The organism is Coriobacterium glomerans PW2, assembly GCF_000195315.1.
Classification (GTDB): Bacteria; Actinomycetota; Coriobacteriia; order Coriobacteriales; family Coriobacteriaceae; genus Coriobacterium; species Coriobacterium glomerans.
On the sequence record NC_015389.1, the window covers coordinates 1,866,033 to 1,888,868 of the forward strand.

18 protein-coding genes are annotated in these 22,836 nt (G+C 57.6%); 4 read left to right on the forward strand and 14 right to left on the reverse strand.

From position 1 onward, the window contains the following. Window positions 1-115: 115 nt before the first annotated feature. The 3 genes from CORGL_RS08205 to CORGL_RS08215 are packed head-to-tail and all read right to left on the reverse strand — an operon-like array spanning window position 116 to window position 4,133. Window positions 116-1,813 (reverse strand): CocE/NonD family hydrolase, encoded by a 1,698-nt coding sequence (locus CORGL_RS08205; protein ID WP_013709439.1) that lies wholly within the window; start codon window positions 1,811-1,813, stop codon window positions 116-118. Window positions 1,814-1,825: 12 nt separating this feature from the next. Beyond that, on the reverse strand, window positions 1,826-2,890 hold the full coding sequence (locus tag CORGL_RS08210; protein ID WP_013709440.1) for a carboxylesterase family protein: 1,065 nt from the start codon (window positions 2,888-2,890) through the stop codon (window positions 1,826-1,828). Next, entirely contained in the window at window positions 2,880-4,133 is a 1,254-nt protein-coding gene (locus tag CORGL_RS08215) for an MFS transporter (protein WP_013709441.1), read from the reverse strand. The genes CORGL_RS08210 and CORGL_RS08215 overlap by 11 nt, the downstream gene beginning before the upstream one ends. A 113-nt stretch (window positions 4,134-4,246) precedes the next feature. Between CORGL_RS08215 and CORGL_RS09490 the strand changes: the two genes are divergently transcribed. Next, window positions 4,247-5,380, forward strand: coding sequence for a helix-turn-helix transcriptional regulator (locus CORGL_RS09490; RefSeq protein WP_013709442.1), 1,134 nt, complete (start codon window positions 4,247-4,249; stop codon window positions 5,378-5,380). A gap of 48 nt (window positions 5,381-5,428) precedes the next feature. Here the strand turns inward: CORGL_RS09490 and CORGL_RS08225 are convergent, their stop codons facing one another. From CORGL_RS08225 to CORGL_RS08240, 4 genes are all read right to left on the reverse strand, one after another. Continuing rightward, window positions 5,429-6,856, reverse strand: coding sequence for a 6-phospho-beta-glucosidase (locus tag CORGL_RS08225; protein ID WP_013709443.1), 1,428 nt, complete (start codon window positions 6,854-6,856; stop codon window positions 5,429-5,431). 56 nt (window positions 6,857-6,912) lie between these two features. Next, entirely contained in the window at window positions 6,913-7,845 is a 933-nt protein-coding gene (locus CORGL_RS08230) for an ROK family protein (protein WP_245526902.1), read from the reverse strand. A 144-nt stretch (window positions 7,846-7,989) separates the two neighbouring features. Then, entirely contained in the window at window positions 7,990-9,531 is a 1,542-nt protein-coding gene (locus CORGL_RS08235) for a DUF5605 domain-containing protein (protein ID WP_013709445.1), read from the reverse strand. An 80-nt stretch (window positions 9,532-9,611) separates the two neighbouring features. Next, window positions 9,612-10,901: an MFS transporter gene (locus CORGL_RS08240; protein WP_156789832.1), complete on the reverse strand. Its 1,290-nt coding sequence runs from the start codon at window positions 10,899-10,901 to the stop codon at window positions 9,612-9,614. A 376-nt stretch (window positions 10,902-11,277) separates the two neighbouring features. Between CORGL_RS08240 and CORGL_RS08245 the strand changes: the two genes are divergently transcribed. From CORGL_RS08245 to CORGL_RS08255, 3 genes are all read left to right on the forward strand, one after another. Further along, window positions 11,278-11,922 carry a TetR/AcrR family transcriptional regulator gene (locus CORGL_RS08245; RefSeq protein WP_013709447.1) on the forward strand — a complete coding sequence of 215 codons (645 nt, stop codon included), beginning with the start codon at window positions 11,278-11,280 and terminating at the stop codon, window positions 11,920-11,922. Between the two features lie 169 nt (window positions 11,923-12,091). Further along, the gene (locus CORGL_RS08250; RefSeq protein WP_013709448.1) at window positions 12,092-13,606 is read left to right on the forward strand and encodes a Mur ligase family protein; all 1,515 of its coding nucleotides are present in this window, start codon (window positions 12,092-12,094) and stop codon (window positions 13,604-13,606) included. A gap of 8 nt (window positions 13,607-13,614) precedes the next feature. After that, a complete protein-coding gene (locus CORGL_RS08255) occupies window positions 13,615-14,472 on the forward strand; it encodes a type 1 glutamine amidotransferase (protein ID WP_216476084.1) in 858 nt (285 codons plus the stop codon). A 121-nt stretch (window positions 14,473-14,593) separates the two neighbouring features. Here CORGL_RS08255 and CORGL_RS08260 read toward each other — a convergent pair whose 3' ends face one another. The 7 genes from CORGL_RS08260 to CORGL_RS08290 all read right to left on the reverse strand — a co-directional run bounded on the left by CORGL_RS08260 (window position 14,594) and on the right by CORGL_RS08290 (window position 22,771). Then, window positions 14,594-15,889 carry an MFS transporter gene (locus CORGL_RS08260; protein ID WP_013709450.1) on the reverse strand — a complete coding sequence of 432 codons (1,296 nt, stop codon included), beginning with the start codon at window positions 15,887-15,889 and terminating at the stop codon, window positions 14,594-14,596. Window positions 15,890-16,061: 172 nt separating this feature from the next. After that, window positions 16,062-17,555: an FGGY family carbohydrate kinase gene (locus tag CORGL_RS08265; protein WP_041738727.1), complete on the reverse strand. Its 1,494-nt coding sequence runs from the start codon at window positions 17,553-17,555 to the stop codon at window positions 16,062-16,064. A 5-nt stretch (window positions 17,556-17,560) separates the two neighbouring features. Next, window positions 17,561-18,553: a transketolase family protein gene (locus CORGL_RS08270; RefSeq protein ID WP_013709452.1), complete on the reverse strand. Its 993-nt coding sequence runs from the start codon at window positions 18,551-18,553 to the stop codon at window positions 17,561-17,563. Beyond that, window positions 18,546-19,394 carry a transketolase gene (locus CORGL_RS08275; protein ID WP_013709453.1) on the reverse strand — a complete coding sequence of 283 codons (849 nt, stop codon included), beginning with the start codon at window positions 19,392-19,394 and terminating at the stop codon, window positions 18,546-18,548. Before CORGL_RS08275 ends, CORGL_RS08270 begins: the two co-directional genes overlap by 8 nt. 61 nt (window positions 19,395-19,455) lie before the next feature. Continuing rightward, a complete protein-coding gene (locus CORGL_RS08280; protein WP_041738729.1) occupies window positions 19,456-20,856 on the reverse strand; it encodes an L-fucose/L-arabinose isomerase family protein in 1,401 nt (466 codons plus the stop codon). Between the two features lie 222 nt (window positions 20,857-21,078). Then, on the reverse strand, window positions 21,079-21,381 hold the full coding sequence (locus CORGL_RS08285) for a PTS sugar transporter subunit IIB (protein WP_013709455.1): 303 nt from the start codon (window positions 21,379-21,381) through the stop codon (window positions 21,079-21,081). Window positions 21,382-21,448: 67 nt separating this feature from the next. Further along, window positions 21,449-22,771 (reverse strand): PTS sugar transporter subunit IIC, encoded by a 1,323-nt coding sequence (locus CORGL_RS08290; RefSeq protein WP_013709456.1) that lies wholly within the window; start codon window positions 22,769-22,771, stop codon window positions 21,449-21,451. Between the last annotated feature and the right edge of the window lie 65 nt (window positions 22,772-22,836).

Genomic DNA, 22,836 nt, shown 5'->3' on the forward strand with positions numbered 1-22,836 from the left:
TCCCACCTCGTTCTCATAGCGCGATGCAAACTCATTAAATCCGTCGACAAGCCTGCCACACCAACACAGCGAACAGATCCCGGAGACCAGAAGATCTGCATTCATATCGCATATCTCATTCCGACCTCACTGCAAGAGGAAGTTCGACATAGCTTTGATGCGCACCTGTAAATATGCGTTGGTGCGCGATGATTGCCTCTATTGTCTGCGCGCTCCACGGGCCGGACTTGTTGCTGTGTATCGCATACATGGGAAAATTGCTGGATGAAATCAGCAGCAGTATCGATGAACCCGGCTGCAGCTCCCAAGCGATATCACCAAGCGACAAATCAATTCGAGTTTGCGCACCCGGCTCGTATCTGCACTCGTTGTCGAATACCTGATGGGAAAGCGCGCTTATACCATCCTTAATGTTGATATAAAGATCGTCAGCCGTGTGCTCGCAAAGCCGTACGGCGAACGCCGTATCCTCGCAGTCTGATGAAACCTCCAAATGAACCTTTATCTCGCCAGCGATCATCACCATATCAAAAAAAGCATGGGTTTCGAACCGAACGACATCTGAACGATCTGGATAGGGATCCGTCATGGTAAACCCATGAGGCAGGTCGGTGAACCCGGGGGTGATCCAAGCCAGCAATTCATTACCCCCTGGCCATGTGTTCGGCCAACGAGGATCATAGTCAAATTCCACGCTTCCCATTTCCGAAGATTCTTCCGACAGCTCGCCTCTAGAGCCCAAGTAATACTTCTGATCCATTGCTTTTGCACTGTCGAAATCAACCCAGCGATTTCCGCGCATCAAATAAACAGCCGAATCGAAAATCTCCTCGGTACCACGAACAATATGGTTGAACCAATCAAGGTTGGCGCGTAGATTCATGAATCCAAATCGTTGCGCATCATCATACGTCAACTTGCCTGTTGGGGAGCCGATGTGATCGCCGGGTGTCACAATCAACCGACTTCGAGCCCGCACATCTGGGCGCAACTCACGAAATCCAATGAGACTGCCCTGCAGATGATGGTCCGCCCATCCATCGGTGATGAGTACTGGTACGGTAATCTTTGAGGGAACGTCCCGCAGAGTCTGCCAGATGCCATCCGTCCAGTATGGAGCAGCCATATCAGTCTCTCGCAGATAATCCTGATAGAAGGGCATCTGTTGGCGAACGATTTCGATGTCGCGCTTGTCGGCGGGATATAGACTGATCGCGCGGCGATATTGTTCCGCAGGCGAAAGATCGGACTTCACGCCGGAATTTGCAAAGGCCCACGAGGTATATATATCTTCACGAAAGACTCCGTTGCAATACACCTGATCGAATCGATTGACGCCGTAGACTTCAAGAACCATTGTCTTGACTTTCTCAGGAAGGACGTCGCCGACGATCCATTGCGTGAAAGCGGAATACGAGCGCCCAAACGTGCAGATGGATCGCACCCAATCTTGTGCTTGAAGCCAATTCAGCGAATCGATACCGTCATTTCTCTCATTCTGAAACGGATCCCATAGTCCCTCAGAATCACCGGTCCCTCGACAATCCTGAATGATCATGCAATAACCCTGCTCTACAAAGGGTGTGTAGATCGCTTCACAAATCGACTCATTGGCGGGATAGGGGTTTCGCGTGAAGAGTACGTCGTACGGAGAGCTCGAATCCGGTAAAAAAATGCGCGTGTTGAGTAGAATGCCATCGCGCATTCTCACCTGTGCTGTTCGCAACTTGACTGATTGTGACCGCGCTTTCGGATAAGTTGCTGTGACTTTTTGATACCATGAAATGAGGCCGCTATCCTTGATGGTAAACACTACGGTCCCTCGCTATCGTCTTCGCTGACTGAACATCCAAGGGAGAAGATCCGAGTTTTTGAACGCAAGCTTCCAACTTGCATGTGGATTCGGTCTCACTAGACCAGGCTCGTATATTGTCATGCGGACATGCCTGTTGCCCTGACTCTTGACAGCGGCGACCGAGCTTCGAGTTCCACGAACATCAACAGTCGAATCATCTTCAGCGTGAAACGCCCAGATCGGAATTTCATTGAGCCTACTAGCTTCCCGTTGAGTCGGTTCCATATAGCGACCGCCTCCCGGATCACCAAGAAAGCTCTTTTCATCATTGTAGATGTAGCCACAGCAGGGAACGATTGCAGCGAACATATCCGGATGCCGCTCGGCAAAATGCCACGTTGCAGCACCACCGTTGGAAAGACCGGCAAGATAGATTCGGCTCGTATCGATATTCTCCTCTTCGATCACGGCATCGATGAGACGTATCAAAGCATCTCGAATTTCTGGTCGAAACCATCCGCTTAGCTCAGGAGTCCATGAAACCTGTGGAACCAGGAGAACGGCATCTTCGTGGTTCATGATGTAGTCATGAATCGCCTGAGGAACATCGTTGCCGATCAGCGGCAACCAATCTGCGAGACCGCGCTCTCCCGAGCCGTGCAAAAAGACCACGAGCGGTCGTTTTGTTGCACTTGTACCGGTCGCATATTGATAGCATCCGATGCAGCCATTACCATATTGAAAGGCAAAGCTGGAGAAATCTCTAAAAAATGCCGGCTCGCGAAAACTGATTAAAAAGCTGGACTGCCGGCTTTTCCCGAGTTCGAGAAATGCTTCGATCTCAGGAAGTGCAAAACGATTCACGAAATCATCTTGATCGAAAGAAAATGTCGCCAGACGCGAATCTCTCGCGAAATCGACATGAACGTCACGTCCAGAACAATCGATCGAGGTTATCGGTACCCTCTCGCCTCTCACCTGAAAGTAAACTTGAGAATCGTTGAGGTGAAACTTCTTGTTCAATTTGATGTCTGCGCAAATGACCTGATCTCCGTCTGCGGTGATCTCACGCGTATAGATAATTCTACTCTGCATGTAAAACATCTCCGATTCGCTTACCATGCTGTCTAGAAAACATGATTGAAGCCACCACGCTTAAGCCGGCAAGTATATAGAGAATGACATTCAGCAGAAGTGGCACCGAAAACGAGTTGGTCAGATCATAGAAAATGCCATCGATGCTCACTGCGCTTGCGGCCGATACAGCAGAGAAAACGCCGAGGATTGACAAGATGTTGCTATAGTCCTTCTGACCGAACTGAGTTCGGATGAGGTATGGCATCGCAACGAGCAAGATTCCCTGACCCAATCCTAGAATAAAGCCACTTGCAACCAACGCGAATGCGCTGCGCATGACGAGCAGACCACTCCATCCGATTACTCCAAAGACCGTGAAGATACCGATCACTGCACGGTTATTGCATTTATCCAACAGATATCCGATACAGATTTTTCCCACCGCTGCCCCCAGCATGACCCCAGAAACCACTGCTGCGCCAGTCGTGAGCGGCAAGCCGATGTTCACGATATGCCCTGAGATGTGCTGGACGAATCCTGCAACAAACTGCAGCGAAATCATTGCAAATGCAAGAAGGTAAAACATTGGCGTTCTGACAGCCTCTCCCAACGTGATACCCGTCTTTGAGCATTCGTCAGTCGATCCAACTTCCGGTGTCTCATGTCCGTAAGCCTCCTGACCTTTTCCAGGCTTATCCTTCAATAGGAACATCGTGAGAGGCACTATCGTGATTAAGAGAATACCTCCCTCGACCATCCAGCCTGTGCGCCAGCCAAAGCTAGTAATAACCGAGCTGATAGCCGGATTGAATATGGTTCCCCCGATGGCAGAGACGCTCAGGGCAATTCCCATAACGGTACCAAGTTTCTTTTCAAACCAATTTCCAAGAAGAACCGGGATCGAAAGGCCGATGGCAAACGGCTGGCAAATTCCAATCAGCATGGATACAAAATAGAGTTGTGCTAACGATTTAGCAAATGCAAGGCTAACCAGCCCGGCACCCATGATAACGAAGCAACTTACCACAATGCGCTTGACGCTAATCTTAGTCATGACCTTTCCTGCAAACAGAAGGGTTACGGCACCGGTTATGCTTTGAAATGTGGACATGAGCGCAATTTGGGTCCTGCCAACTTTGAACGCCACGCTCATCGGTTCGTAAAATAAACCGACTGTGTTGATCACGAGGCCAAACCCGACCAGGGAAATCAAACAGCAGATTCCAAAGATCCACCATGCATAACCTGATTTTTCCTTCATAGCCAATTACCTCCCTAGATTCGCCGATGAGCGAAGTCTACAGGAGGCTTATTTTGGGGAATTGTATAATCGAATGGTAATTTTAACTATATAACGCATTTGGGAGCTGCCCTATGCAAGATGCGCTTCGCAATCTTATCTCGGAGTTCCACCGATCGAGCAAACTTCCTATTTTCCTCATCGATTCAACGACTCGAATCGAGGAGTCTTTCCGCTCGCCCGCCACGCCTGAGCCGCCGAAATCGCACCTCTCCCAGCTGACTGAGGTGCCGCCGCGTAAAGCTCGCATCTACACATGGAATGGCAACGAGTACTACAGCGTCATCGGAACTGAAAATGCCGACTTCCCCTACATTGTGTTATGGGTGACCCCGAGAACGCTTGAGGAGACCGGCCATTATGAAGACAGATTCCCCACGATCGGCATGGAACGACTGGCCTCCTACACAAGGATCCTGTTCTTCGCTCTGTTTCGAAGTATGCCGGTGATCGATGTCCCGACCTCGATCACCGATACCGTGTTCTCGTCTCAGGCGCATCCGCGTACCTACTACGATCAGCTCGATCTCCCCGAAATTCGACACAACAGCTTCGCCAAGGAGACGCTGTTGCTCGATGCCGTCGAGCGGGGGGACCTCAAGAGCTTCAACAGACGGCTCTCCGGGTTGCTTCTGAGCGGAACTTACGGCCAGATGGCCACGCGCAACGAGCTGAGAAACAAGAAGAATCTCGCGTTGTCGGCGACGACGCTGATAACGCGGGCCGCCATAAGAGGAGGGCTCAAGCAGGATGCCGCGTTCAAGCTGAGCGATCGATGCTGCCAGCAAATCGAGCACATGGACTCGATAGAAAACGTCAGCACGCTGATTCAAGAGATCGGATCGCTCTTCATCGTTCGCATCCAGGCAGCAGACAAGCATCCGGGATTCGCAACGATCTATCGGATCAAAGACTATGTGGCAAGCCACTTGAACGGGCGGATCCTATTGGACGACATGGCGGCGGCGCTCGGCTATTCAAAGAACTACCTGTGCGCCAGGTTCCGACGCGAGACGGGCATGACGATCATCTACTATGCGAACAAAGAAAAGATACGTGAGGCTAAAAGCCTGTTGACGTTTACGAATCTGCCTATAGCAAAAATCGCGGAGTCGCTCGGACTCACCGATCAGAGCTACCTCACACGCCTGTTCATCCGGTTTGAGAAGACCACGCCGCGTGACTATCGCAAAAGCTACCATGTCTGAGCGAGAGTTTCACGCTCATGCGATCGGCCATCGATCACGCATATGATGTCAACTCAGATCCTCGCCGTTGGTGGCGATAACCCGTTTGTACCACTCGAAGCTCTTCTTGCGCGAGCGCGCAAGCGTGCCTTCACCGTCATCATCGCGATCAACATAGATGAAGCCGTAGCGCTTTGACATCTCGCCCGTGCTGGCAGAGATGAGATCGATCGGAGCCCACGTGGTATATCCCATGAGATCGACGCCATCCTGATCGATCGCGTCTCGCATAGCTTGAATATGCTGGCGCAGGTAATCGATGCGATAATCGTCCAAGATGCTTCCATCCGCCTCGATGCGGTCTTTGGCACCGAGGCCGTTTTCCACGATGAACAGCGGCTTCTGGTAGCGGTCGTACAGATCATTCAGTGTGATGCGAAGACCCAAAGGATCGATCGCCCAGCCCCACTCGCTGCGCTTCAGATAGGGATTTCGCACCTCGCCGAAGAAATCGCCCGGAATGCGCATGGCATCCGAATCGGGACCGGCGGCGCATCGCGAAGCATAGTAGCTGAACGAAACGAAATCAGCGGTGTTCTCAGCTAAGATCTGATGGTCCTCATCGGTCATACCGACATCGATCCCATCGCGCTCCAGACGCTTTACAGCGAACGCTGGATAACTCCCGCGCGCTTGCACGTCCGTGAAGAAATAGTTCGCCTGGCTCTCGACTTGGGCGGCGCGCACGTCTTCTGGGTGGCAGGAGTACGGATAGTAGCTGCCCGCTGCGATCATGCAGCCGACCAGGTTTTTCGAATCCACCTCGTGAGCGATCCGAGTCGCCCATGCGCTCGCGACCAGTTCGTTGTGAATCGAGCGAGCCTCCGCTTCCAGCTTGTTCTCGCTCTCATCGAACACGAGTCCCGCGCCCATGAACGGCAGCTGCAAGATCATATTGATCTCGTTGAATGTCAACCAGTAGCGAACCAGACCTCGATAGCGTTCGAACAGCACGCTCACCAATCGCTTATAGAAGTCGATGAGTTGACGGCTGCGCCAACCGCCGTATTTCCTTATGAGATGAATCGGACAATCGAAGTGGGTGATTGTAACGAGCGGCTCGATACCGTGACGATGGCACTCGACAAACAGCTTCTCATAGAAGGCCAAGCCCTCCTCGTTTGGCTCCTCCTCGTCTCCATTCGGGAATATCCTCGTCCAGGCAATAGAGAGCCGGTAGGTCTTGAAGCCCATCTCACCGAAAAGAGCGATGTCGTGTCGGTATCTATGATACATATCGATCGCAACCTTCGCCGGATAGTGGAAGCCGCTCTCGAAGGAGAGCATCTTGCGCAGGCCCGCTGCGACTCTCAGGCGCTCAGGGCCATGTGGCATCACGTCGACATTGGCCAGCCCGCGTCCTGCCTCATCGTAGCCGCCCTCGCACTGGTTCGCTGCGGTGGCTCCGCCCCAGAGAAAACCTTCAGGAAAGCCCATGTCCGTCGTCCTTTCATGCTGGCATACATCGCAGGTATGCCCGTTCGCCCCCGAACTCATTCATGAAGGATGTCTCTCAGCTCCTGTACCGCTCCGTAGAGGTTCGCGTCGTTTCCCAGCTCCGCTCTGCGGATGACCGGATGGGGAATGTCTCGGATAAAGCCGGTGTAGTGCGCGAGCACCGTCGGGAGCTGTTGATTGAGCGCTTCAACCAAGGCAGGATTCGCGCTGATCCCCCCGCCGATTGCAAATACCTCCGGATCGAGGACGGCCTGCAGGTTGAGTAGGTTGGAGTCGAACATCCGGGCGTAGCGCTCAAGACCGCGACGTGCGGCTTCATCGCCGGCATCAATCCACTCGAACAGCTTCCTGCCGTCCACGCCTGCGGAACCAGCGATACCCTTTTCCTCGAGGATCGCCGCGCGCAGGGCCAACCAGCCGCCGGTGAAGCCGAAGACGTGCTCGACCGCCACGCAGTCCTCGGTGTTGTTGCTCATGAAGCTGAATTCCCCGGCGAAACCGTGCGCGCCGCGCACGACATGGCCACCGATGACGATTCCGCCGCCGATCCCGGTACCCACCGTGAGCACGGCACCGACGCGAGTCGCTCTGAGCGCCCCGCGCTTGTACTCGCCGAGCGCGCAGCACTTGCCGTCGTTGCTGACGCAGACCGGGACCCCCAGCTGCTCGCGAAGGGCCCGACCGAGTGGGAATCCATCCATATAGGCCAAGGCCCCACCCCGGTGAACGATGCCGTCGAGATCGTTCTCGTAAAAGCCACCGGGTGCGCTGACGCCGACCCCTGCGATGTCATCTTGGTATGGTCGGCCTATCGTGGCGAGCGCCGCGATGAGGTCGGTGGGAGATTCGAAATCGGTTGGAACCGAACCGCGGTCCGCTATCGCGAAGTCGTCGTCGAGGACGCACCACTTGATACTGGTGCCTCCGATATCGATTCCAAGATAGCGCTTCATCGCGACCGCTCCCATGATTGCTGCACCTGCGCCCTGCGCGCACCTCTGCTATCAGCTTCCCCGGACGGGCATCTGTCAAAACCATATCGAATCATTCCCATAATTCGCATCAGCGCCGCACGGATTGCCCGAGGCGACAGGACGAGCCCCTCTCGGGCTTCACAGAGCGTTCTCCCCTCTGGCCTGCATGCGGACAAGCATGTAGGGACGGCTCGGAAGCTCCAGCCGGAATGCCCCGGACATATCCTCGTGCGCGCGCTCCACTGTCATGTTCCAGGTATCGATCACATCGATTGCGTAGCGCGACCCCTCCGGGAGGACAAAATCGCGGTATGCGGGGCGAGAGAGACCGAAGTATATGAGGATGCAATCCGTTCCGGATCCCTGTTTGTCGGCCATGCACGTCACATCCCATGTGAACGTGCCGGCCAGCGTGAAGACCTCCCCGGCTACGTGGTCCATATCCTGCGGCAATGATTCCATGAACTCGCGACAGAACGCGATGCGCGCAGGAGATTCGCCATGAAGTCTGCCTCCATGCGCCCACCAGATCTGCGGGCCGCGATCCACGAACGTCTCCCCGTGCGTGAGGTAGCCGCCTCTGAGCACGCCCTCCCAGAACCGGCGGACCATCTCCTCGCCGCTGATGTTGCCCCAACCCCAGCTGATATTTCCCTCGTAGGCGCATTCATCGACAACGACCGGCTTGCCATAGGCGCGGCGCAGCTCGCTCACGCACTCCGCGGTGCGACGCACATCGATACGCTGCCAGCTGACATGTGTGATCCAAGGATGCGTGTGGTCGAACACCGTCCGGCAGTTGTGGATCGAGCGCAGGTGACCCCAGGGATCGTTCGCCATGATAACTCGTGCGTATCTGTCCCAGTCCTCCACGGTCTTGTGCGGCATGAGATCGAACTCGTTGGCGAGGCTCCACCAGATGTTCTTGAACGCCGCGTAGCGTCGAGCGACATAGCTCAGGTAGAAGATATCCTCTTCTGTCGACATGCTGGAAAAGCCCCATTCGGGTTTGTCGTAAGGATGCAGCAGGATGATATCCGCTTGGATTCCCATCTCATCGAGCTGCGACAACCGCCGATCGAGGTTTTCCCAGAACGGCTCGTTGAATCGCGCGCGATCGAAGCCATCTGTCGGATCGCCCGGAAAGGGGAAGAGCTCCGGATCCTCATGATTGTAATCATAGAACTTTGGAAAGATGCACATGCGCAGCTTGTTAAAAGGTGCATGGGCAAGCGTTCGCAGCGTCTGCTCCTGGACCGCCGCAGGCTGATTGATCCACGCATAGCATGTGGTACCGAACGGCAGAAAGCGCGTGCCGTCTTCGAAGGAGAAGGTGAAATCGAGCGACGAGTCAAAGAGGGCGGATGTGTGCATGACGTCTTTCGATCGCAGCACCCGACCGTGATTGGAGGCCTGAGCGGGCTCCACGAACAGCTCACCGCGCGCGCCGTCCAGCAGCGCATCGGAGCTTGTCGTCTCGAAGCTCCATGATCCCTCAAGAGTCGGCATGAATCGGATGCCATAGCGTCCATCCCCGCGGTAGAAACCTTGAACGACGACGCTGTCTGCTCCCCTCTCACTCGTGAATCTCGCAGACAGCTCGACGTCGCGATAGGGGTTGCCCTTGTCTGTTCCCTCCAAGACCACTTCGAAGATGCGGTACTGCTCGATGGTTTGCATGAGCTCCTCCTTTGAAGCTTGAAAATGGAAAGACGACCATGACAACGAATGAAAAGACACCGTAGCCGCGACGAGATCGGCTAGCGCACGCTCTTGATGAGCATGATGAGCGCCACGCCACTGAGAATGAGCGCTATGGCACAGGGAAATGTCAGAAAATACGAAGAGGTCGCAAGAACGATCGAAGATGTCACCGCGGGAGCAAAGGCCTGTCCCGCGGTATTTGCGACGTTCAAGATTCCCAGATCCCGGCCGGCCTCCTCCTTCGATGGAAGCACATCGACATTGAGAGCCTGATCGACCGAATTGTAGATACCGGAACCGAATCCGGACAGCGCGGCGTAACCGTACATGCTCGCAACGGAGTGAAACACCCAGGGCAGCGCGATGGCGGCACCGATCATGATCGAGGCGACAACGACTATGGGCTTGCGGCGGCAGAGTCTGTCGGAGATGACACCGGATGTGAGCGAAGTCGCAAGAGAGACGACCATGATGATGATCGACATGGTGGCGAGCACATGCGAAGCGGCGACATCATCCAAACCGATGTAGCGCTCGAGCACATAGAGTTGATAGCCGCTGATGATGAAGGTTCCGAATACGAACAGAAAGCGCCCTGAGAGCGCGAGGTAGAAGTCGCGGCAGTTATGCCGAGGAGGGGCGAAGCTCAGAAGTAGCTCCTTCAGGTTGAAAGAGGGCGTATCATCACCTCGCTCGATAGCCGTCGATCGCTCTGCAGGCCAGATGATGAGAACGAGAGCACCGGTGAGAACCCAACAGATCGCTCCGCATAGAAAACCAGGGATCATATTCGTGATGAACTGAGTGCCTATGATGGTGCCGATTGACTGCCCGCAAATCATTCCGGCTCCGTAGAAGGCGGATATCGTCCCTCGCCTGTTGAGGGGAATGCGATCAGAAAGCACGGGGAAGGCTGGTGCCAGCATCATGTTGAGACCGATCTGGAGCAGTCCCCAAAAGGCTGCTATGCCCAGAACGCTCGTCTGTATCGATGTCAACCAGAAGGCGACTCCCGCTATGATCCCGCCGCAGGCGATCCACGGCGTGCGCTTCCCGAAGCGAGAATGCGTGGAATCCGACAGGGCACCGAACACCACGTTCGCGATGAGCGCGAACACGCTGCCGATCGCGTTCATGGTTCCGAGCGCAGCTTCAGCGTTACCGGGAAAGATCGCGTTGAAGCGCTGGGGGAACAGCACCGCGGACCCGATGGTGCCCGACATCATCCACATGATGCCGAAGATGATGAAACCGATCGCGAAGCGCCAGAAGGAAGATGCAGGCAAGGGCTTGCCGGTGTCCGGTGCCAATGCTTCGTCCGGTGCGATCTCTCTCGCTGCTGACATCTCCATACGGACCGCCCATGAAAGTTTCTACGGACTCGGTGCGCATGCGACATGGCATCGCGCCACATGTGCTAATCACTTACTGATCAGTAAGTGAATTTAAAGAAAAGATTGCCATAGTATTTACGCTATTACAATTCTAATCTGAGTAAACGCAATAAAACGCCGTTTATCCCGCTGATCTGACCGTTCAGCTTCCGGAAAACGCCATACCCGCCTTCTGCGGCCGACCGTATCAAGGCGTCCCAGGCTCTGGCGCGCTTTTGACACCGTGCTCTTCCGCGCGCATAATCGGGGCCACGGCGGTTCCAGTCCCGACCGCATCGGGGCGTCTACGCAGGTGCAGCCAGATACGATCAGAAAGCATAGTGACCATATGACCGCTCAGAGAAAAAGCGCTATCCGCCCCGCGGGGCATCGAAGCGAGGCGGCGCAACGCAGGCTCAACGAGATTATCTCAGCTGCTGTCGACATCATCAATGCGCGAGGATTCAACGGCATGTCGCTTCAGGGGGTCGCCGACAGGGTCGGTATCACGCAGGCGGGAGTCCTGCACTATGTCGGCGACAAACAGGGTCTTCTTGTCGAGGTGATCAGGCACTATTACAACTGCAGCAGCTCGATGCAAGATTATCTCTCATTGTTCGTTCCCAATGGCTCGCTTGCCGGACAGCTTCCGAAGATTCCAGAGTTCTGCAGGCTGATCGTGGCGGAGAACGCGCATCAACCGGAACTCGTCTTGCTGTTCCAGATCTTGAACACCGAGGCGATCTCCAGGGACAGCCCTACGCATGAGTACTTCGCACAGCGATCGAAAGAGGTCTCCGATCCCTCACATGGCCGCGACTGGAGCGTGCCCGAAGGTGTCGATGCGAAGCTCGCGCTCTCTGTTGCGATGGCGGCCATGTACGGTCTGGAGGGCCGCTGGCTCGCTCGGCCCGATGAGATCGATTATGAGGCAGAATGGGCGCGCTTCGAGGACTTCCTGTTTCCGTTGCCGCAATGGGAGGGGTATCGATGATGCGGTGGCAGCCGAGCAGGTGCCCATCGATCTCTGTGCCCGCTCGGATGCGACCCGCGCCAACCGGTGTGATCTTTCTGCTCGGCGCACATGTTTTCTCCGGAGAAGGCAGCGGACTTGAAGGAGCTGATATCATCATGGCCTGGCGCGCGCATCGCGTACAGCGATCTTGAACCACCTTGCTGGAATCGAGGTCGCGGGTCAGGAATTTCCATGGTTCATCGAGCTGGGAGCTTGGGGCTTGAACAAAACAGATCTTCAATCAGACGAGAGGCCGAACGAAACCGATGACGCTCAGCGGATCTCGGGGGGCATGCCATGGTATGCACCTCTCACGCCCGCTGTCGGAAAGCTGATTCGCTCGATGATCAGGCTGACCCGGCACGGCGGCAGCGCCCTTCCCGGAAAGATCATCGAGGCCATCGATCCGGGCTTTCTTCGCCGAACGCTGAACCGGCTTCCCTATGGAGTGGTTCTGGTATCGGGAACCAACGGCAAGACCACCACCACGCGCATGGTCTCGACGATGCTGCAGGAGATGGGGTTGGATGTTTTCACGAATCCGACCGGATCGAACTTCACCCGAGGGATCGTTTCATCGCTGCTTGCCGAGATAGGTCTGGATGGAAGACTGCATGCCGATATAGCCGTGCTGGAGTTGGACGAGGCGTATGCCGTGCATTTCGTCCGTCATGTGAGTCCCAGATACAGTTTGCTGCTCAACGTCATGCGTGACCAGCTGGATCGATTCGGCGAAATAGATACGACGGCGCGCCTTTTGGGTCAGGTCGCCGAAGCGACTACCGGCACGATCGTGCTCAACCGCGAGGACGGACGCATCCGTCGCCTCGCCGCTCACGCCGACACTGGCGTGGCAGTCAGGTATTTCGGTCTCGCAGATGAACTGCGTTCGTATTTCCCATCAGATGATGAAATGTATGCATGGGCGACCACGGAGACAGCCCGGGCCCAGAACTCGAAGGCTTCTGCCGACCAGTCGGCGACCGAGTCGAATTCTCCATCCTCATCCGATCTGCCCGCAGCAGACGTCGTGCTCGCAGACGTAGAGGATCATCGCGCATCTTTTATCATCTGCGGAACGCGGATCACGACCCAGGTGGCCCTCGAGGGCATCTACAACGTATACAATGCGGCTGCCGCTCTGGCAATGGCCGAGACCGTCATCGAGAAGACGATCGGTCATCCCGACGCGCAAGACCTGGCGGTTGCCCTATCCCATGTGACCCCTGCGTTCGGCAGGGGCGAGATCATACAGATTGAAACAGGCCCTGTTGAGCTCGTGCTGGTAAAGAACCCGATGGGGTTCAGACTTTCTCTGCAATCGTTTGCCGCCGCCGCTCATAAGACCATGATCGCCATTTGCGATCAGTATGCCGATGGACGGGATATGAGCTGGCTATGGGACGTTGATTTCAGGTCCCTGAGAGAGACGGGGGTGGCCATGGTGTCCGGTGACAGGGCTTGGGACATGGCGCTTCGGCTGGGCTACGATGGAGTCTGCGTGGCGCAAACGGATCCAGATCTGGAATCGGCGGTCGAGCGATTCGTCATGGCGGATGCGGGCATACCCAAGAGGATCTTCTGCACCTATACCTCGATGCTGCGCGTGCGCGCGAAGCTTTCGCACATGACAGATGTTGCAGATGCAGGGGTGGGTCGCTGATGACGGAGATGAACGCAACACTGCCGAGCGACCAGACGCGCGGGCGGGCGAACGCAGTGAACGAGGCCGCATGCGAGCGCATGCGCCCCACTGAGGACGAACATGTGACATCAACGGCGGACAGAGCAGTCGATGTGCTCTTTCTCTATTCGAAAGATATGAACATCTACGGCGATTTCGGCAACCTTCTGACGATTCGACGTCGTCTGGCATTGTACGGCTATGATGCCCGGTTGCATTTCTACAACCCGGGTGACGATTGGCCCGACCACGTTGATCTCATCCTCGGGGGCGGCGGCCAAGACCTGGGCCAGAAGATGATTTGCGAGGATCTGTCAGCGCGCGCCGACTCGTTGCGCTCTCTCGTCCGAGCGGGCACCCCCGCCCTCGTCGTCTGCGGCCTCTATCAGCTCTTCGGTCATTTCTTCGAATCGATTGACGGCACGCGCATGGAGGGCATCGGCATCTTCGATGCGTATACGATCGGCCAAGCCGATCGATTGATAGGAAACGTGGTGGAGCAATCAAGCCAGTTCGGAGAGATAATCGGATACGAGAACCACTCGGGCCAGACATTTCTCGAAGAGGGAGCTACTCCCCTGGGAGAGGTCGACCGCGAGAGCATGGGAAACAACGGCGTGGATCGAACCGAGGGGGCGCGCGCGTTCAATGCGATCGGCACCTATCTCCATGGCTCGCTGCTGCCCAAGAACCCTCTGGTGGCGGACTTTCTCATTCGCACCGCAATCGAGCGACGCTATGGACGCTTCGCTCCCAAGCAGATCGAAGAGCAGCGTCGCGAGCTGCAGCTGCTCGATGATCTCGCCCAGAGGGCGCGCTCGGTTGCAGCTCATCGGCCGAGATAGCATCCCGCGAGCGCAGGCGCATGCGGGCGGACCGCCTTCTCGAAGATGTCACCATATGACCGCCGCGCAGCAGCGCCGATGCTGCAGCGACCTGCGACGCGAGCTCAGCGGGCCGTCAAGCTCACGCGACGCCTCTGATGAGCATGATGAAGACGACGCCGAGCATGATGAAGCAGATGGCGAAGGGGAACGTCAGAGCGTAGGATGATGTGATGAGCACGATCGAGGATGTCACAACGGGCGCAAAGACCTGACCGGCGGTGTTCGCGATGTTCAAGATCCCGAGATCCTTGCCGGCCTGTTCCCTTGAGGGCAGGACATCGACGTTCAAGGCCTGATCCACAGAGCTGTACACACCGTATCCGATCCCTGAGAGAGCTGCGTATATGTACATGCTTGCAACTGAGTGCACAAGCCAGGGCACCGCGAACCCGATCGCGATGAGCACGGATGCGACCGCGACAAGGGGCTTTCGCCGACCGATCTTATCGGAGATGACACCCGAAGTGAGCGATGTGACCAGTGAAACGACCATGATGATGAGCGACAGGATCGATAGAACCTGCGATGCTCTGATCTCACCCAGTCCGATGAAGCGCTCGAGAATGTAGAGCTGATAGCCGCCGATGACAAAATAACCGAAGACGAACAGGAAGCGCCCGACCAGCGCCAGGTAGAAGTCGCGGCAGCCTCGACAGGAGGGAATGAAGCTCTTGAGCAATGCGGACGGGCTGAGTCGATCAGATCGCTGGGTCTGCGCCAGCGCAGCCGAACGTTCGCGCGGCCAGATGATGACAACGAGCAATCCGGTGAGAAACCAGCTGATCACGCCAAACACGACACCCGCCGGTATATCGGTGATGAACGCGGAGCCGATGATCGTGCCGAGCGACTGACCGCAGATCACTCCCGCTCCGTAGAACGCGGAAATGGTCCCGCGCCTCATGAGCGGAATCCTATCCGACAGAATCGGCATAGCCGGAGCGATCATCATATTGAGACCGACCTGGAGGATCGACCAGAAGACGGCGATCCCTACGAGGCTCGTCTGCACCGACGTCAGCCAGAAAGCGATGCCGGCGATGAAGCCCCCGCAAGCGATCCAAGGCGTCCGCTTGCCGAATCGGGAACGCGTCGCATCAGAAAGAGCTCCGAATACGACATTGGCGATCAACGCGAAAATGCTCCCGAAGGAGTTCATGGTGCCGAGAACCGCTTCGGCCTGCCCGGGAAACAGCTCGACGAAACGCTGCGGCAGCAGCACGGCGGCACCGATCATGTCGGACATCATCCACATGCCGCCGAATAGAATGAATCCCAATGCGAATCGAACCAGCGACGATGCCGGAAGCGGCTTTCCTGTATCAGGTGCCAGAGCCGAAGAAGCTACGGCTCCGTCATGTATCGGATCTGCCATCGGGGCCTCCCATGCGATTCACGTCAGCCCCTCCGAGCTCAAGGTGAGCGAACCGCATTTCGGTTCGACCGCGGACTGACCGGTTGATGCTGCGATGGGCTAGTATACCCAGCGCGCAGCCGGTCTGTGCACATGTGCTCGATGCGAGCGCATCATGGATGCGCAACCGCGTTCAGTCGCGGGCATAACCGATCGTGGTCGCGAGAGCTCGACGCCATCCTGCTATACGGCTCTGGCGCTCATCTGGCCGCATCTTCGGCTCGAATCGGGCTCGAGGCGCGGAATCGACTGCGACATCGCGACCGTAGATGTCCAGAGAGACTCCAGCGCACCACGCGGCACCCATGCCGCTCATCTCGTCGTTCTTTGCGACCCGCAGCGGTGTGGCGAGCACGTCGGATTGAAACTGCATGAGATATCCGTTGGCAGTGGGGCCGCCATCGACGCGCAGCTCCGACAGGACGATTCCAGCGTCCTCGCGCATGGCGTCCACCACATCTGCGATCTGGTAGGCGATGCTCTCATTTGCCGCGCAGACCAGCTCCGCCCGATGCGTGCTGCGCTCCATGCCCAAGATCGCGGCCTGCGCCCGATCGCACCAATGAGGCGCACCGAGTCCGCTGAATGCGGGAACGAGATAGACGCGACTCGCCCGGGATGCAGACCGGCAGAGCGCCTCGACCTCGCTCGGAGCGTCGATGAGCCCGAGATCATCCCTGAGCCAGGTGTTAACAGCTCCCGCGTAGTTGATATTGCCCTCGATCACATAGGTCTCCGTCGCGCCCATCCGCCATCCGATCGACGTCGACAGTCCGTGCGCGCTCGCAATCGGCCGCGCACCGACATTGAGCATGACCGACGCACCGGTACCGTAGGTCGCCTTTGCCATGCCGCGCTTCAGGCAACCCTGTCCGAACAGAGCGGCATGGCTGTCACCCAGCGCTGCGTGGATCGGAATCGGCGTAGGGAGAAAGCCCTCCAGATCGGTGTATCCGAAGCACGCGTCGGAATCGGTCACAGCGGGCAGGCACGATTCATCGATGCCGAACAGCGAGCACAGCTCCTGGGACCAGCCGAGTGCGGCGATGTCGAAAAGCTGCGTGCGGCTCGCGTTGGAATGGTCGCACAAAAACGCGGTTCCGTGAGTGAGCACCCAGATGATCCAGCTGTCTACCGTTCCCATCCGCAGGCTTCCGGAGCGAGCGGCCTCTGAGGCCGAGCTCACGTTCTCCAAGATCCATGCCATCTTCGACGCCGGATAATACGGCGACAGAGGCAGCCCGCTGCGTGCGCGCACCATCTCCGATGCGCCTTCCTTCGCCTTGATGCGCGCGCAGATCTCGCTCGCGCGCGCGCATTGCCACACCACGGCATCGCACAGCGGCTCTCCGGTACGGGCGTCCCATGCGACTGTGGTCTCGCGTTGGTTTGAGATGCCGATGCCTGCTACCTCCCCGAGCGGAATCCCCTCGGCGAGCACGACATCCCGACTGGATCTGATCACGTTGCGCGCGATCTCGCGAGGATCATGGCTGATCCATCCGCTATCGCTCACGATCTGGCGGTGCGGCCGATCGACGCGCCGTATCAGAGTGCCCCGCTCATCGAGCAACAGAGCCTTGGTTCCCTGCGTGGACTGATCGATGCCGATGATATAGCGCGCCATGGCGCTCAGCACCCGCGCAATACCGCCGCGCAGGATTGCGCGATGCCCAGGGCGTCCAGCCCGTAGCAGGCGAACACCTCGGACGAGGTTCCGGTCACGGCTGGAGCGTCCGGCAGCGACAGACACCTGATGGGTCGGGGGCACGTCTCACCGACGACTTGCGCCACCAAGGATCCGAGGCCGCCGGAGGGGGCGTGCTCCTCCACGCTGACGACGGCGCTCGCTGAGCCAGCCGCTTCGATGAGCGCATCGCGATCGAGTGGCTTCAGGCAATACATATCGAGCACGCTCGCCTCGATGCCCTGCTCATGAAGCAGCGCCGCCGCGTCGAGCGCGGGGCGCACCATCTCTCCACAGGCTACAATAGCCACATCATCACCTCGGCGAAGCCACACGGCCCGATCGAGCTCGAAGGGCAGATCAGCTGCTTCGGCGCTCGCGTAGACGTCCGCGACGGCGTTTCTGCCCACGCGGATGTAGGCGGGCAGCTCATCGGCCAGCAGCGCCTCGATGAGCCGGCGCGTCTCGTGACGATCGCTCGGCAGGTACACGCGCATGTTGGGGATGGCGGACAGCGCCGCGATATCCTGCACGGAGTGGTGGCTCATTCCGAGCGCGCCGTAAGACACGCCTCCGGAGATGCCGATGAGCTTGACATTGGTGTTCGAATAGGCGCAGTCGATCTTGATTTGCTCGTAGCTGCGCGTCGACAAGAAGCTCGCAGGGCTCGCCACGTAGGGTTTCTTGCCGCAGCTCGCCATGCCCGCAGCGATGCCGACCGCATCCTGCTCGGCGATGCCGACCTCGACGAGGTGCTCGGGATGCGCATCTGCGAACGCGCCGAGCGAGGCGGATCCGCGCGAGTCGCAGCAGACGACTACGATATCGCGGTCGTCTGCTGCGGTCTGCAGGAGCACCTCGCAGATCGCCTGGCGGTTCGCAATTTTGTTGTTGGCGGCGGCATCGGCTGTGCGCGCCAGAGGCATCTTCTCAGACATGGGCGACCTCCCTGCTCATGTGCGTGTTGAAATCGGCGCAGATCTGACGGTACTCCTCTGGCGTGGGAACACGATGGTGCCATGCGGCCTTGTTCTCCATGACGGGACTGCCGCAGCCCTTGGTCGTGTTCGCGATTATGACGGTTGGGACGCCTTTCGTGGACGCTGCTTCGGCGAACGCCGCATCCAGCGAGAAAAGATCGTTGCCGTCGGTCGTGACGACATGCCAGCCGAAGGCTCCCCAGCGCTGCTGCTGACTGTCCTGCGCCATGACATCTTCGGTCGACCCGGAGATCTGCAGGCGATTTCGATCGACGATGGCGCATAGGCTATCGAGGCCGAAGTGGCTGGCGGCCATGGCCGCCTCCCAGATCGATCCCTCGGCGAGCTCGCCGTCGCCCATGACCACGTAGGTGCGATAGGACCTTTTGTCCATCCGAGCCGCGAGAGCCATGCCGACGCCGACCGGCAGCCCGTGCCCGAGCGAGCCCGAGTTCATCTCGATGCCGGCCAGCTTGTTGTTCGGATGACCGATATAGGGACTCTTGAACTGCGAGAAGCGCGCCTTCACATCGGAGAGGTCAAGAAAGCCGAAGTGGCACAGAACCGCATAGTAGGCCTCGACAGAGTGACCCTTCGACAGAACGAAGCGATCGCGCTCCGGATCGGCTGCGGTGCCGGGCGATATGTTGAGCCATTTGCCGTATAGCGCGATCAACGTGTCGATGACGCTCATGTCGCCGCCGATGTGACCGCCTCCTCCGGCCATGATGATGTCAACGGTATCCTTTCGCAGCTGCCACCGCAGCTGCTCGAGATGCTTCAAGCTCGCGTCCACCACGATATGCTTCCTTTCCCTCTCGGTGCCACCGCTCTGTGCGGGGCTTCGCCGCCGGTTGCGATCATTCTCCGCGCAGATACGCCCGGACCTGTTCTTCGATCGGATCGAAGAGGTCGGGCTTCACGCCGATGTACTTGCACGCCTCGTAGAGCACCGGCACCACATCGGCATGGATGCCGACGCAATGGTGGATGTAGGGCCCCTCGACGATCTTGGCCTCGAGACGCTTGAGGTTCTCGACCTCGATCCACAGATAGGTCCCCATCCCAGCCGGACCGTCGATGCCGCGTGCGTTGCCGAGCAGCAACGAGTACTCCCCGTTGTCACCGTCGAAGCGCGCCAGCGTGAGCTTGCCGTGCCGCGCCTCGGCGGTGAGCGCTCCGGGGTGGTCGAACGCGAGCGGATAGGTGAGCCGGGGCATCTCGCAGGCGACCGAGCACGGCCACGGCCCGCAGTGCTGCAGCAGCTCGCCATTCTCGTTGTCCGGATGCCGCACCGTCCAGTCGGCGAAGAAGCCGCGGTGCCGGCGCAGGTCGGCGGCCTCGACGAGCAGGGCGGTGATGGCGCCGTGGATGTCGGTCTCGCAGACGATGGGGATGCCCGCCTCGTTGAGAATCGCATTGGCGGCGCATGGCATGATGCCCAGCTCCTGCTGCAGAGCGTTCCAGCACTGAATCGCGCCGGCATCGCAGCCGTAGCGCTCCACGAGACGGCGCATCGCAATGGCCAGGGCTGCCACGACCGGGACCTTGTCTTCAGGTATCTCGATGACCATGGTTTCCCTGATGTGGGCGAGCATGGCCGACAGGGCCCCCTCATCGCGCTGGGCGGCACGAACCTCCGCGACCACCTCGGTCATGGGGATAGGCGCGAGCTGGATATTGAAGCGCTCGAGCAGCTCGCCCTCATTGCACATCGTGGTCCAGAAGTCGAACGGTCGCGTGGACATCTGCAGGATGCGCATACCTCTGAAGGTGCGCACCACATCACAGACTGCAAGAAAGTCGTTCACGCCGCGCTCGAACGCCGGATCGCCGAGCCGACAGTTCGTCATATACGTGAAGGGCACCTGAAACCGGCGGAGCACCTTGCCGGTTGCGAACAGACCGCATTGCGTGTCGCGCAGACGCGTGCCGTCAGGCTCGGGACGCTCATCGCGCGGACCCCAGAGGAGCACCGGTTTGCCCAGCTCGCGCGCGAGTCTGGCGCACAGAAACTCCGTGCCGAAGTTGCAGTGAGCCAACAGGATCCCGTCGACCTTGGCGACCCGGAACTTCTCGAGGATGGGTTCTATGTGGCTGTCGTCGAACAGCAGGCCCTCTTCGTTGATGTCATCGATGTCGACGACGTCGACATCCAGCTCATGCAGGCGGTCGAGCGTGAGCCCACGATACCTGAGAGCATCCGGTGCGCTGAAGATGCTGCGCCGCGTCGGCACGAATCCGAGTCTGATGGTATCCATAGTTCGATTCATACGGCCAAACTCCCATCGTCGCGGTGCGCGGCGAGCGCGCAAGAACATACTGTTTACTAATTGTTTTATATCACTGTTTATTACTATAGGCGATAATATAGATGAATGGTCGATTAATCAAGATGAACGGAAATAAACATGTTTATCAATCTGTTTGAGTTCCTTTTTCGGTTCTCGAGGAACCACGAGACACGAGACGGGCGGCCATGGTCAGATGCCCATGGCGACCTTGGCTTGAGCGAGCGCCTTCTTGCCATCCATCATGCCGTAGGCGATCATCTCTATGACGTCGACGGGCACGCCCGGGCAGCTCGCGCGCACATCATCGATGGCATAGCCCACCTGTGGTCCGAGCAAGATGACATCGGCGTCGCGCCCGGCATCGGCTGCATCCGCGATAGCTCTTGCCACCACCTCGCACTCAAGCCCTTCCTCTTCAGCGGCGCGTTTGATGTTTTTCATGATGATGCTCGTGCTCATTCCTCCGGCGCACATCAAGACGATCTTCTTCATTGTTCTCTCCTCACGTTGTATTCATGATCAAACGGGCTATCGATACACCTGCGATAACCGATATACATCATACAGGCTGCCCTGCGAGTTCCTCTGCGAGCGCTCCCTTGTCTTCGGAGCTCTTCGCTGCTGCAATCGCGGCGGCCTCTTCTTCAAGTGCCGCCTTGTCTGCAATCTTCACGAATGGAAAGAAAAGCACAGCGATCGCAAGGATCGTCACCGCGATGATTGCCACAAGCCCGGCTCCGCCGCTGAAAAACGAGCTTATCGGCAACGGCACGACAAACGGCATGGAGATGGTCGGATTGAGTGCGGCTCCGAGACCCAGATAGAAACCGATGGTCGCAACAAGGCAGGCAAGCGGCTTCAATAGGATATAGGGAATGAACATATAGGGATTCATCGCGATCGGTGTACCGAACATGATGGGTTCGCTTATATTGAAAACAGCGGGAACCAGCGCGATGCGTGAAAGCGCCTTGTACCGTTCCGATTTTGCGCATAGCAACGCGAGTTCCATACCCAGCGCGTCACAGGAGCCGATAGCGAACATGATGGTGAACTGCAGATAGGGCAAGGGTCGCCCCGCAACGAACGCCTCGGTGTTCGCCAAGCCGATTGCACCTATGACAGGCATGTAGACCGACATCAGGACACTTGGATGGACGCCGAAGAAGAATAAAACATTGCAGAAAAGAAAGAACAGGATCACAGCAAGCGGAGAAGAGCCGAGCGTCATGGCAGGTGCCGCGACACCTGAGTTTATCATGGTGAAGACATCGCCGAACCGGGTCATGGTCATCCCGTACTTGATCAGCGCGGCACTCGTAAAGATGACGATCGCGCAAAACATCGGCGAAAGTGAATCCGATACGAACTGAGGTACGCTGTCCGGCAGCTTGAGCGCCATATGCTTCATGAGAAATGAAAGCGATGCGGGAACGATCAGCGCGAAGATGAGAGCAACGAACAGACCGTTGCTGCCGAGATAGGAGGTCTGGATATAGGTGGTCCCGTCATCTGCGTGTCCAAGCGGAATCAACAGCAAGACGACACCAAGTGCTGCCACCGTCGAGGAAATCCCACGCTCGCCCAGCACCTTGCCGTAGTTGTACGAGACGGAGGCGCACATATACAGAGCCCCGAGATTCATCGTGACCACAAGTACGTCATTGATGCAGACGAGCAGGCCCGTCGCGTCCAGAAAGCCATGCAGGGGTGGAATGGGAAGCCCCGCAAGTACCGACAGCAATGCGACTCCGAGAGTCACCGGCATCGTCGCCATCATACCGGCCATCAGCCCCTTGACGATCTTGAGTTCACTCATTTTGCGAGCGACCGGGCCGACGTGCTTTTCAAGTATTCCCTGCACCGAATTGAGAGCGCTCATAAGCTTACACCAATCCCCTCATGCATAGTATCAATTGTCTTGCTGCAATCAGCGAACAACCAACA